At 71.4% G+C, this 13,479-nt stretch carries 3 protein-coding genes; all 3 read right to left on the reverse strand.

Translation table 11 applies throughout. From position 1 onward, the window contains the following. Positions 1 to 138: 138 nt before the first annotated feature. The 3 genes from I6J71_RS18660 to I6J71_RS18670 all read right to left on the reverse strand — a co-directional run bounded on the left by I6J71_RS18660 (position 139) and on the right by I6J71_RS18670 (position 13,009). Positions 139 to 5,112, reverse strand: a complete 4,974-nt coding sequence (locus I6J71_RS18660) for an AAA family ATPase (RefSeq protein WP_204095871.1) — start codon at positions 5,110 to 5,112, stop codon at positions 139 to 141. 652 nt (positions 5,113 to 5,764) lie between these two features. After that, positions 5,765 to 10,717, reverse strand: a complete 4,953-nt coding sequence (locus I6J71_RS18665) for an AAA family ATPase (protein WP_204095872.1) — start codon at positions 10,715 to 10,717, stop codon at positions 5,765 to 5,767. Positions 10,718 to 12,010: 1,293 nt separating this feature from the next. Next, positions 12,011 to 13,009 (reverse strand): DUF6454 family protein, encoded by a 999-nt coding sequence (locus I6J71_RS18670; protein ID WP_204095873.1) that lies wholly within the window; start codon positions 13,007 to 13,009, stop codon positions 12,011 to 12,013. Positions 13,010 to 13,479 lie beyond the last annotated feature (470 nt).

Raw genomic sequence — 13,479 nt, forward strand, 5'->3', positions numbered from 1 at the left:
AGTACATCCCCGCGGAACGGTCGCGTCAAGCGTTCGCGGGTTGCCGGTGCGCGTGCTGCCCGGACCGGGCTGCGGAACCGGTGTCGCCGTCCGGCCGCGGCCGGCGGAGCACCTCAGCTGCCGGAGGGCTCGGCACCGTCATCCCCACGGCAAAGTCGGCCCGGTGTCCCTTTCCCCGGCGGTCGACAAGGTGGTGCCGGCGAGTGGAAGCTGCACCTGCAGGCTCGTGCCCGATCCGCGCGGGCTGCGGAGGACGATCCGGCCGCCGATCGCCTCGACGCGGTCTTTGAGGCCGAGCAATCCGGTGCCCCGGGTGAGGTCGGCGCCGCCGACGCCGTCATCGCGGACCGCAATGTGCAGGACGTCGTCGGCTGCGTTGGCCTGGAGGGCCACGGTGACCGTGGACGCGCGGGAGTGCTTGGCCGCGTTGGTGAGTGCCTCCGCGACGATGAAGTACGTACTGACCTCGACGTGCTTGGGCAGCGGCGGCAGCGGGTGCAGGTCGAGGTCGACCGGGATCGGTGAGCGGCGGCCGAGCGCGCGCACGGCGGGCTCGAGCCCCGCCGTGTCCAGGATTCCCGGGTGAATGCCGCGCGCGATCTCGCGCAATTCGTCGAGCACGCTGACGGCCTCGGTGGCGAGCTCGCCGAGATCGGTGGCCAGTTCGCCGGATTCCGCAGCCTCGGCCGCGCGGAGGCGAAGGGCGAGCGATATGAGCCGCTGCTGGGCACCGTCGTGCAGGTCCCGCTCGATGCGGTGGCGTGCTTCGTCAGCCGCGGTCACGATGCGAGCCCGCGAATCGGTGAGCTGGGTGTACAGGCGGGCGTTGTCGAGGGAGACGGCGAGCTGGCCCGCGATGAGCTTGACGGCATCGAGCCGTTCCGTGGTGAAGGCGCCGCGGATCAGGCGGTTTTCCAGGAGCAGTGCAGCCCGCAGGACGCCGCGGCTGAGGATCGGCACCGCGAGCAATGAGCAACATGCGAGGCCGGCGAAGCACGGGTCGCGAGCGAAGCGGTCGTCGCGGGTGGCGTCGGCGACCACCAGTGGTTCGCCGGTGCGCTGCACGTAGCGCAGTACCGACAGCGGGACCGTGTGTTCGTGGCCGGTGTCCACCGCAGGGTCACCGGCGGGCGAGGGCGGCAGCCAGCCGCGGTGGTCGTCGTTCCAGTGCAGCAGTTGCACGGCGGTGGCGCCGGTCAGCTCGGAGAGCACCTCGACGACACGGGCGTGCAGACTGCCGATGCTGGTTTCGGAGCTCAGCGCCTGGGAGGCGGACAGGATGCCGAGCAGGTCGAGGGTGCCGGTGGTGATGGTGGAGCGCTCAGGGACGACGTCGGCGGGTGGGTCACCGCCGAGGCCGGGTGTGGTCTCGGTTCGGGGTCGCAAGGTGGGGTAGGCCCAGTCGAGCTGGGCGACCTTGGCGGTGGCGCCCCAGGCGGCGTAGTGCCGGCGGGCCTGACCGAGCAGGTCGTGGCCGGTGTGGTCGAGCCCGTGCGCGAGGTGGAAGAGGGCCGCGCGCTCGGTGATCAGGGCTCGGTGCCAGGGGCGCTGACGCCGGGCGGCCTCACGCAGGGCGGTGTCGAAGGCGAGGGCGCAGGCGCGGAACTCCCCGACCGCCCACGCCCGTTCCGCCTCCAGCAGGCGCAGCAGGTGCAGGAAGTTGTCGGGGGCGTCCGCGGCGCGGGCGGCCAGCCAGCTCGTCACCTCGTCCAGATCGGTCAGCAACGCCGCACGTTCGTCGCCGTCGGTGGCGCGGGCTCGGCCGGCCAGGGCCAGGCCGCGCAACAGCCGGGCCAACGCGGACGGGTAGAAGCCGGCGGTCGCCGGGAGCAGCGGCATCGCCGCCGCGGTGTGGCGCGCCAGGCCGGCCGGATCGCCGAAGACGGCAGCGGCGACCGCCCGGGCGATGTGCGCGAACACCAGCGCCGACGGGTTGTCGGCATACCGGTCGATGGGAATCGGGTCACCGGCTCGAGCCGGGCTTTCGCCACGCAGGACAGCGGCCAGCCACCGATAGCTGTCGAGCCACTGGGCGGTCTGTTCGCTGCCGGTCCGGCGCACGAACGCCAGGCCGGCCTCCACATCGGCGACGTAGCCGTGCAGCGACGGCGCGCACTCCAGCAGGCCGGCCACGCCCGGCGCGTACGCGTAACCGGCCCAGGCCGGCTGTCCCGCCGCGATCAGCTCCTCCCGGGCGCGCCTGGCTGCGCGGACGGCATTTTCGATCGGCTCGAACCAGCAACAGACGCTGGCGAACGCCGAGCGCACCGGCGAGGTGTCGGGGTCGTAGCCGCGGGCCTCGCCCAGCTCCAGGATCCGGCGCATCGCGCGGTAGGCGGCGGCGTAGTCGTCGCGCAGCACCATCACGGCGATGGCAGCGTGGCTCACCGGGCCGATCAGGGTGCGGCCGGGGCCGTGTTCGAGCCACATCCGCACCGCCGCCAGGCCCAGCCACGCATAGAGGGCAGCATCTGCGGCGAAGTAGGCCGGTGGCAGAACCGCGTTGATCAGGCGGGACGCGGCGAGCAATGGGGGATCGGCGAGCTCCGGCCGAGTCAGGTCGTCGGCGGGCTCGGTGTGGTCCAGCCACCTGTACAGGTGATCGAATTGAGCGTCGAGGGCGGCGGGGAGCCGGTCGGCCTCCGGGACGGTGATGCCGCACTCCCGCAATGACTCCAGGCCGAGGTCGATCGCCTCCGCGAAGCGTTTCCGGTGCGTCAGGCTGCGCACCTGCAGGTCTGTGGCGCCGGCCCGCTGCACAGCGCTGGGGCACAGCCGGGCGATCGTGCGGTACTCATCGTCCGCTTCGTCCAGGCGCCCCAAGCTGTACAGGGCGGAGTGGCAGCCGGTGTGGAGATTCACCCGTGTGCCGGTCGCGTCGGGGTCGGCCGGCTGAAGCGCGGCGGTCAGCAGGGCGTGCACCAGCGCGTGATCTCCGACCAACCGTGCCTGGTCGGCAGCGCGGCACAGCAGGTGCACCGCCTGCCGGCGCTCGGCGGGGTCGCCGATGGCGCCGGCGACGGGCAGGTACTGCTCGGCGGCGGCGGCGAACAGTTCCGGCACTTCGGCCAGCCGCCGGGCCATGGCCAGCTGCAGGGTGCTTCGCCGCTGGGGGCCGAGCCGGCGCAGGATGGCCTCGCGGATGCGGTCGTGGCGAAACCGGACGACCCCGGCCTCCGCCACCAGAAGGCCTTCGTCGAGGGCGGGCGCCAGTTGCCGTCGCAGCGCGCCCTCCGGTTCGCCCGTGGCGGTGCCCAAAAGGCTCAGCTCCGCGCGCCCGCCCAGACAGGCCATCGCCTCCACCAGCGCCCGGGACGGTTCCGGCATGGCCTCGACCCGCGCAGCCGGCAGGTCGCCGACTTCCGACTGGCCCAGTTGCGCGCGCACCGCTGCCGGGTCCCACTGCCACCCGGTGCCGGTGGCGGCGAGGACGCCTTCGCGGCCCAGCGAGTCGAGCAGCTGCACGGTTTCGTAGGGGTTGCCGGAGGTGCGCGGCGCGATCACCTCGACCAGGCTCGCCGCCACGACTGCGTCGGCACGCAACATTTCGGCGACCATGGCGACCTGCCCCTCAACATGCAGGTTGTGCAACCGCAGGGACTGCACGCCGGTTCGGGCGCGAGAAAGCGGTGCCGCCGGCTGTGCCGAGTCCACGTCCTCGTCTCGGTACGCGCCCACCAGCAGCAGACCGGTGATCGGCGCCTCGTCGAGCAGGAGGTCGACGAACCCGAGCGGGCCGAGCCCGGCCCACTGCAAGTCGTCGAGGAACAGCACTATCGGTCGTTGCGGTGAGGCGATCGCGCGCAGGATCTGAACGCCGTTGTGCTGCGCTCGCGATTGCGCGGTGAGCGGATCCCCCGGGTCGGGCGGCACCCCCAGCAGCGCGGCGAACTCCGGCACCACCGCGGTCAGCAGACCCGCGTTCGGGCCGACCGCGTCGGAGATCCGTTGCCGCAGCAGGGCGAGCTCGCGCTCCGGCTCGGCCAGCAGCAGCCGGCCCAGCGAGCGGAGCGCCTGGTACAGCCCGTCGAACTCGAGATCTCGCCGGTACTGGTCGAACTTGCCCGCCACGAACCAGCCGCCCCGGCTCGCCACCGCCGGCCGCAGTTCGTCGACCAGCGCCGTTTTGCCCACTCCAGCCGCGCCACTGACCAGCACTCCCCGGCACCGGCCACCCAGCGCGTCCTCGAACGCCGCCCGGAGCGCGGTCACCTCGGCATCGCGCTCCACCAACCGGGGCGGCGCGGCCGGCCCGGGCGGGAAGTCGTGCTCACCGACGCGGAGCGAAGCCGTCACCGGTCCGCCCCGGGCGTCCCGCAATCGTTCCAGGTCGTGGACCAGGCCCTCCGCGGTCTGGTACCGGTTGTCCGGCTCCTTCTCCAGCAGATGCAGGATGATCTCGGACAACGGTGCCGGCAGGGCGCGGTTCACCTCGACCGGTGGCGCCGGGACCCGCGCCAGGTGGTCGTGGGTGAGGCGCAGCGGGTCGCCCGAACCGAACGGCGGCGCAGCCGTCGCCAGTTCGTACAGCGTGGCACCCAACGCGTACAGGTCGCTCCGCCGGTCCACCGGGCGGCCGGTTCGCCCGGTCTGCTCAGGGGCCAGGTACGCCAGCGTCCCGACGATCTCGCTGCGCTCGGCGGGCCGGTCACCGCTCTCGGCGAGCGACGTGGCCAACGCGAAGTCCACCAGGCACGGGGTACCGTCGCGGGAGAGCACCACGTTCGCCGGCGTGATGTCGCGGTGCAGCACCCCGCGCCGGTGCACGGCGGCCACGGCTCTGGCCAACCCCAGCGCGACACCGACCAGGACCTCGACGGGCAGCGGCTCCGCGCGTCCGGCCAGGTTCGCGGCGCCCGCGTCCGCCAGCACGATCGACCCGGGGTACCTCGGCGCTGCCACCAATTGCGCGACTCCGGGGACACCGCGAAGCCGTTCCAGCACCGCCCGCTCGTGCCGCAGCCGCCGCTGTGCCTCCGGCCCCAGCGGCCGCTTGCCGACGACGGTGCGACCATCGGGGAGGAACAGCCGCACCACGCGGGTCCGCGCGTCCTCGTGGAGTATCTCGACCCGCGTGGGCGGGCCGCGGCCCGGCAGGTCACCCGTGCTCATCCGACACCTCCACCGTCGGACTCCGAATCTTCTGCTTACACCTATTTGAACGCGATGGCGATCCCGCCGGCCAGCAGGGCTTCTCGGTGAACGGGCGGGGCGACAGCCGCTCGACGGCGCCACGCCCGGACCGAGCACGGCGACCCGTGGGGAGTACAGCGACCTCACTCCCGCTGTTGTCCACAAAGGATCGCCGGCGAAGGCCCCTGGCCGGATAGTGGAAGCGTGTGACGTCGGCGCCGGGACGCGACTCGACGCCGACGTCTACGCCGATCGCCTTGTCCGGTGACCCCGTGACCACTGGATACTTGGTCGTGGCCGGCCGACGTCGGTTGACTGGCGCCGTATTGGGCGAACGTCACACGCCCGAGACTGCGCCGAGCTGCGATCCAGGCGGCAGGCGTACTGGGCGTCTTGGAAGCCATCGCTGCTGTTGAAGACTTCACCCCGGCACCGTGTACCCCACGGCGCGCAGCAGGTCGCTGAGCCAGACCAGCTGAAGACGACTCCTTGATCTTATTCGCCGTTTCGTGGACCTTGACGCTTTCCTCGCTTTACCTTGCGGGAAAAGGTGGCCGTCGCTCATTTCGCGGCGAGCATGACCTGCGAGAACCGGGACCTAGGCGGTCGGTTGCCTTCTCGTCGGCCCAGGTCATGGTGACGACGGTGCCCTGGTCGGCCGGGGTGATTTCTGGTCCGGTCCCGCGAGGGGAAGGTTCACGTGCAGGGTGGTGCCCGCGCCGGGTGGGCTTTGCAGGTGGAGCCGGCCGCCGATGGCTTCGGCGCGGTCTTTGAGACCGAGGAGCCCGGTGCCTTGCGTGAGGTCGGCGCCGCCGACGCCGTCGTCGCGGACCGTGATGCGCAGAGCGCCGGTGGGGGGATCGGGGTCGATCGTGACGGTGACCGAGGACGCGCGTGCGTGTTTGGCCGCGTTGGTCAGGGCTTCGGCGATGATGAAGTAGGCGCTGACTTCGAGGGGTTCGGCCAGGGGCGGCAGCGGGTGCAGGTCGAGCTCGACCGGGATCGGCGAGCGGCGGGCGAGAGCGCGGACGGCCGGCGTGAGTCCGCCGGTGGCCCGGATGCCGGGGTGGAGACCGTGGGCGATCTCGCGCAACTCGTCGAGCACGCCGGTGGTTTCGGCGGCGAGGTTGTCGAGTTCGGTGGTGAGGTGGCCGCTGTCCGGCGGCATTTCGGCTTGGATCGCGCGCAGCCGCAGGGTGAGGGTGACCAGGCGTTGCTGGGCACCGTCGTGCAGGTCGCGTTCGATGCGCAGGCGTGCTTGGTCGGCGGCGGTGACGATGCGGGCCCGGGAGGCGGTGAGCTGGGTGTAGAGCTGGGCGTTGTCGAGGGAGACCGCGAGTTGGCCGGCGATGAGCTTGACGGCGTCGAGCCGGTCGGTGGTGAACGCGCCGCGGATCAGGCGGTTCTCCAGCAGCAACGCGGCTCGCAGGGTGCCACGGCTGAGGATGGGCACCGCGAGCAGCGAACAGCACGTGAGGTCGGCGAAGCACGGGTCGTGGGCGAAGCGTTCATCGTGGGTGACGTCGTCGACCACGAGTGGTGTCTCGGTCCGGCGAAGGTAGCGCAGCACCGACATCGGCACCACGCGGTCGTGCCCGGGGGTGCCGGTGGATTCGGGCAGCAGCCAGTTCTGCTGGTCGTCGCTCCACAGCAGCAGGCGGACGCCGGTGGCCCCGGTCATCGCGCTGAGCACCTCCACGACGCGCGTGTGCAGGCGCTCGATGCTGGTCTCGGAACTGAGTGCCTGGGACGCGGAGAGAATGCCGAGCAGGTCGAGGGTGCCCGTGGTGACCGCGACTGGTTGAGTCAGCAGCTCGCCGGGCTGGTTCACGGCCGGCCCGAGGCTCGCCTCGAAGTGTCGTCGCAGGGTGGGGTAGGCCCAGTCGAGTTGGGTGACCTTGGCGCTCGCGCCCCAGTCGGCGTAGTGCCGGCGGGCCTGGGCGAGCAGTTCACGACCAGCGTGTTCCAGGCCGCGGGCCAGGTGGAAGCGCGCGGCGCGCTCGGTGATCAACGCACGGTGCCAGGGCCGGGGGCGGCGGGAGACCTCGCCGCGGGCCGCGTCGAACGCCAGCTCGGCGGCCTGCACATCACCTGCAGCCCAGGCCCGCTCGGCCTCCGCCCACCGCAGCAGGTGCAGGAAGTTGTCCGGGGCGTCCGCGGCGCGGGCGGCCAGCCAGCCGGTCACCTCATCCAGCTCGGACAGCAGCGCGGCGCGTTCGTCGCCGTCGGCCGCCTGGGCCCGCTCGGCGAGGGCCAGCCCGTGCAGCGAGCGGACCACCGCGGTGGGGTAGAAGCCGGCGGCCACCGGGAGCAGCCGCATCGCCGCCGCACTCTCCCGCGCCAGACCGGCCGGCTCCCCCGACACGGCGGCGGCGATCGCGCGGGCGAGGTGCGCGTGGAGAAGCGCGAGCGGGTTGTCGGTGAACCGGTCGAGGGCGATCGGGTCGGCAGGGCTGTCACCGCGGAGCGCGTCGGCCAGCCACCGGTAGGTCTCGAGCACCTGTCCGGTCTGTTCGTCGCCGGTCCGGTGCACGAGGCTCAGTCCACTGTCGACCTCGGTGAGGAGGCTTTCCAGCGAGGGGGCGCAGTCCGCCAGGGACCGCACTGTCAACAGGTACGTGTAGCCGGCGTTCGTCAGGTCGCCCCCGGCGATCAGCCCCTCCCGGGCTCGCTGTGCTTCGTGGACTCCGTTCTCGATCGGCTCCAGCCAGCAACTGAAGAGGGCGGACCGGTGGCGCGCCCGCGACATGCCGGGCTCGGCGCCGCGGGCCTCGGCCCACGCCAGGAGCCGCCGTGCCGCCCGGTACCCGCCGACGTAGTCACCGCGCTGCGCCACCGCGCAGTAGGTGGCGGCGCCGGCGGGCCCGAGCAAGGTGGGGCCCGGGCCGTGCTCGATCCAGATCCGCAAGCCTTCCAGCCCGACCCACGCGACCGAGGTGAAATCGGCGGCGAAGTAGGCCGCCAGGAACGCCGCGTCGAGCACCTGGGTCGCACTCAGGAGCACGGAGTCGGTGAGGTCCGCCCGCGCCAGGTCGTCGGCGGGATCGCTGTGCTCCAGCCAGTGGTGCAGGAGGGCGAACCCCCGGTCGATTTCGGCGGGGAGCCGCTCCGCCGACGGGACGTCGAGCCCGCACTCTCGCAGCGACTGCAGGCTCAGGCTGATCGCCTCCCCGAACCGGCCCTGGTAGCTGAGGCTGCGCACATGGATCGCGGTCGCTCCCGCGCGATCCGGTGCGCTCCGGCAGAGCCGCTCGATCTCCCGGTACTCCTCGTCCGCCTCCGCCAGCCGGCCCAAGCTGAACAGTGCCGCGTGCCGGGCCGTGCGCAGCTCGAGCGCCACGGCGGTCTCCGTGGGGTCGACCACCCGCAACGCGGCCACCAAGAGCGCGTTCACCAGCGTGTGATCGCCGATCAGAGCGGCCTGGCCGGAAGCACGCTGCAGCAGCTCGGTCACCTCTCGCCGCTCGGCGAGGTCCTCGACTGCGTCGAGCACCGGCAGGTACTGTTCGGCGGCGACCGCGAACAGGTCCGGTGCTCTGGCCAGCCGTCGTGCCATGGCCAGTTGCAAGGCGCTTCGCCGCGGGGGACTGAGCCCGCGCAGGATGGCCTCGCGGATGCGGTCGTGGCGGAACCGCACGGCGCCGCGCTCCAGCACGAGCAGGCCCTCGTCGAGGGGCGGGGTCAGGCGCTGTGCCACCACGTCCGCCGGCTCGCCGGTGGCGGTCTGCAGAACCTCCGTCTCGACCCGCCCGCCCACGCAGGCCATCGCCTCCACCAGCTGCCGCGACGGCGGCGGCAGGGCCCGGATCCGCGACGTCAGCAAGTCGCCGCTCTCCGCGGGGCCCAGGTGGGCGCACACTGCTGCGGGGTTCCACTGCCAGCCCGCGTCGGTCGCGGTGAGGACGCCGTGGTGAGCCAGTGCGGTGAGTAGCTGCACCGTTTCGTAGGGGTTGCCGCGGGTACGTGGCGCGATCACCTCGACCAGGCCCGCCGCCGCGGCGGCGTCGGCGTGCAGCACGTCGGCGACCAGGGTGATCAGGCTTGGGGTGGGCAGGTTCTCCAGCTGCACGTACCGCACGCCGGCCCGGTCGCGTGACCGCGACAGCGTCGGTGGCTGCGCCGTTTCCCCCTCGTCGTCTCGGTGCACGCCCACCAGGAGCAGGCCGGGGATCAGGTCGGTGTCGAGCAGGAGGTCGACGAAGCCGAGCGGACCGGGCCCGGCCCATTGTAGGTCGTCGAGGAACAGCACCACCGGCCGGTCCGGGGAGGCGACCGCGCGCAGGATGCGAACGCTGTTCTGTTGCGCGCGCTCTTGCGCCGTCAGTAGATCGCCGGCGTCGGGCGGCACGGCCAGCAAGGCGGCGAACTCCGGCACGACGGCGGTGAGCAGCCCCGCGTTCGGGCCCACCGCGTCGGTGATCCGTTGCCGGAGCCGGGCCAGCTCGCTCTCCGGCTGGGCCAGCAGCAGCCGGCCCAGCGAGCGGAACGCCTGGAACACCCCGTCGAATTCGAGGTCGCGCCGGTACTGGTCGAACTTGCCGGCCAGGAACCAGCCGCCCCGGCTGGTGACCGCCGGCCGGAGCTCGTGGACCAACGCCGTTTTGCCCACTCCGGCCGCGCCGCCGATCAGCACCCCCCGGCACCGGCCTGCCAGCGCGTCCTCGAACGCCGCCTGCAACTCGGCCACCTCGGTATCACGCCCCACCAGCCGTGCCGGGGCGACGGGCCGGCGCGGGTAGTCGTGGTGCCCGATCCGGATCGGTTCCGTGCCGCGCCCGGCCCGGGCGTCGCGCAACCGTTCCAGGTCGTGGGCCACACCCTCCGCCGTCTGGTAGCGGTGGTCGGGTTCCTTTTCCAACAGGTGCAGGATGATCTCGGACAGGAGCGCCGGGAGGGCCGGGTTCACCTCGGCCGGGGGCGCCGGCACCCGGGCCAGGTGGTCGTGGACCAGGCGCAGCGGGTCGTCGGAGCCGAACGGCGGCGCGCCTGTTGCCAGTTCGTAGAGCGTGGCACCCAAGGCGTAGAGGTCGCTGCGATGATCCACCGGACGGCCGGTCCGCCCGGTTTGCTCGGGCGCGAGGTAGGCCAGTGTCCCGACGATGTCGCTGCGGCCGGGGGAGGGCGGAGCGGCGTCGGTGAGGGAAGTGGCCAGCGCGAAGTCGAGCAGGCACGGGGTGCCGTCGGGGGAGAGCACGATGTTCGCGGGAGTGATGTCGCGGTGCAGCACCCCGCGCCGGTGCATCGCCGCCACGGCTCGGGCCACCCCGAGCGCGACCCCGAGCAGGACGTCGACGGGAAGTGGCTCCGCCAGCCCCGCCAGGCTCGGGCCGCCGGCGTCGGCCAGCACGATCGACCCCGCGTAGCGTGGCGCGTCCAGCAGCTGTGCGACATTCGGGACTCCGCGAAGCCGTTCCAGCATCGCGCGCTCGTGCCGCAGCCGCTTGGGTGCGTCCGGGCCCAGCGGCTGCTTGCGCACCACGCTCCGCGTCCCGAAGGACACCCGGCAGACGCGCGTGCGCCCGGTCTCGCTCAGCACGGCCACCTGCGCGGACGAACCCCGCCCCGGCAGCCCACCAGTGTCCATCCGACACCTCCACGACACACCGCGCCTCCTGCCTACACCTGTTCCGGCCCGATTTCGACCCCCTCGGACGAAGGTGAATCTGGTTCTCGTTCGTGGCTCTTTCCGAGCTCGCCGATTCCGCCGTGTCCCGGATACCGGACGGGCTTCAGTACGAGCTCACCCAGCGTGTAGCTCTGGGGGGTTCCGAATCAGTTCCGTGAGCCACGACGAGGACGGGCGGTGGTATGTACCCTTGCCGGCTCGGATTGCGGCGTACCACTGCTCGCTGAAGCCTACGCAGAGGTACCTGCATCCGGGCCGCCAGTCGGTGACGGACGCGGGAGCGTTGCCGACGAAGCATCTGCGATCGCCGCGGCTACCAAAAATTACCTGCGGGCTGATCAACGAGTGTCAAATTCTTGAACGCTTCGTCGCGGAGGAGTTGTGAACGGTCCGCCATTTGTTCTGTGTCCGCCTGAGGCGATTCCTGGTTGACAGCAACGAGGACCACAACTCCCCTGTCGGCTTTATCCGGTCGGGCTGACGGGATTTGATCCTGCGCCCCTGACCCGAGGAGCTCGCGGCGTGCGTGACCTGCGGAACCAGTGACATAGGCGGTCAGGTCAGCCTTCTCGACTTGCGTGTTTCGCAGCTGCCGCGGGTGTGCTGGTCGATGCCTGGTCCACGCCCGGCACATGTCAGCGATGGGCCGAAGTCGTAGCAGGTGCGGGCGCGGCTGGGACGGGTGCGGCATGTATGCGTGGGTGAGCGGATCGTCTACTGATATCGGTGCGGGACCGCGCGGCGGGATGTGCCGGCAGTGTTCGGGACGTGGCTGGCGGTGGGAGCACGAAGGTCCACCACCTCGCGGACCGAACGGCCGGCCACCGGTGCCGCTGGCGGGGCCGGGGACGCGCCGACGACCCTGCACCCGATGCGGCGCTTGCGGGTCGCTCGCCCCGGGTGCGGTCGGGCCCGTGCTCGTCCCGACCGCGCCCGAGGCGACAAGGCCTATTCCTCGCGGGCGATCCGCAATCATCGGCGCGCCCGTCGGATCACCGCAGTGACCCCCCGCCTGCCGGTCAGGTCGGACCGGGGAAACGCCGCGGTTCTCGCAGTGGTCGGCCACCCGTGGTCGGCTCGGTCGACTACTGCTGCACAACGTGGTCGAACGCACCTTCAACCGGATCAAGCAACGGCGTGGCCTCGCCACTCGCTACGTCCCGTTGGCCATTTCCCCCGTTGGACGGTGATCCTCCACGTGTTAACCCGCCCGGATTTGAGGCCGGGTGGGAACGACCTGGCCACATGCAGCTAGCCCGCGTCGTGGATCGTGGTGGTGTAGGTGTCGATCGAACCGCCCGCGGCGTACTGCGTCAACACCACTCCGTCCGTGGTGGGCGTCGCGAGGATCTCGTTGGCGTTGCCGCCGCCGATCTTCGTCGGGTAGCCGTTGAGGATCGCGTGGTCGGGGTCCTTGAGGTCGATCAGGTCGAACCCGCCATGGGACTGGATGCCCTCGGAGGCGCCGGAGCAGAGCATCTTCTCGTACGGCACGTACTGGCAGTCCTGGTAGCCGACGTAGTCCGAGGGGTTCTTCCAGGTCCCGACGAGCTTCCCGTTCAGGGTCCACTCGTAGAAGGTCCGCGAGTCCCAGCTCTGGCCCACCAGGGTCTTCTTCACCGGGTCGTAGATGACGCCGCCGACGTGGTCGTAGTTGACCGTGAAGAGGGTCGTGACCTGGTAGGACTTGATGTTGATCCGCAGGATGTCGGCCGAGCTGTGCGGCGAGTCGACCGCGAGCGGAACATAAGCGTAGTCCCCGTAGAGCTCGAAGCCGCCGGCGTGGGTGCGGGCGCCGTCGACGAACGCGATGTCCTTGATGAGGGAGCCGTCCTCGTCGAGGATGACGAGGTGGCCGTCGTTGGCGGTGTGGTCGTAGACCGAGATGTAGTAGCGGCCGTTGTAGTACTTGAAGCCCTCTTGCTCGTAGTCGACGCCGGAAGGCTGCCAGGTCTGCGGGATGGAGCCGGACTTGATCCAGACGGTGTTCTGGTCGACCTGCTCGAAGGCCGCCACCAGCGGAGCGTCGCGGTGGTCGGCGCCGCGGATTTTGACGGTGTCCTTCGGGGACTCCGCGGCCGGGCCAGCCTGGATCTGGATCGGAGCCGGGTCGGCCAGGGTCGCGGCGACAGCGGTGGAGGCGATGCCGGCCACGGCGAGGGAGGCGCCCACGATGACCGCGAGACGCGTGCGATTGCGGTGGCGCGAGCTCGAGTGCTCGGCAGTGGACCTGGTGGGGAAGATTCTCATGGGCCGACGTTCTCGGTGGCTTCTGGCCGGTTCGTAAAGCTGGACGGGCCGGATCGCGAAGCTTGCCTGAAAACCATGATCCGTTGTGTTCACCACCTGGCCGATGTTCGTCGCTCCGATCAGCCGACCGGCGCCGCACGGCTGTCAACGGCCACCGCCGCGGTCTCTTCGCCGGGCTTATAGAATTGGAGCCGATCGGACGAGAGGCCCACTTCGGTTTGTCCGTTCGGGCTGACAGGGCGCCGCGGACCGTAGGCGAGGCGAACGGTGACCTGCTGTTCACCACCCAAGCGCGGCGATTCTCTGCGGGCACACAACTGGCCGCATGCGGGAGTTCAACGCGGCGGTGACGGCCACCAAGCTCAACGTGCCTGGCCTGACGCCGCACGAGCTGCGCCACACCGCGGCCTCGCTGACGATCAGCGCGGGGGCGGACGTGAAGGTCGTGGCAGACGCTCGGCCATGCGGAC

The organism is Amycolatopsis sp. FDAARGOS 1241, from assembly GCF_016889705.1.
Lineage (GTDB): Bacteria > Actinomycetota > Actinomycetes > Mycobacteriales > Pseudonocardiaceae > Amycolatopsis.

What these genes read in the sequence shown, in the direction of transcription:
- I6J71_RS18660 (WP_204095871.1), bottom strand. Translation starts at nt 5,112, where the DNA reads ATGAGCACGGGTGACCTGCCGGGCCGCGGCCCGCCCACGCGGGTCGAG.
- I6J71_RS18665 (WP_204095872.1), bottom strand. Translation starts at nt 10,717, where the DNA reads ATGGACACTGGTGGGCTGCCGGGGCGGGGTTCGTCCGCGCAGGTGGCC.
- I6J71_RS18670 (WP_204095873.1), bottom strand. Translation starts at nt 13,009, where the DNA reads ATGAGAATCTTCCCCACCAGGTCCACTGCCGAGCACTCGAGCTCGCGC.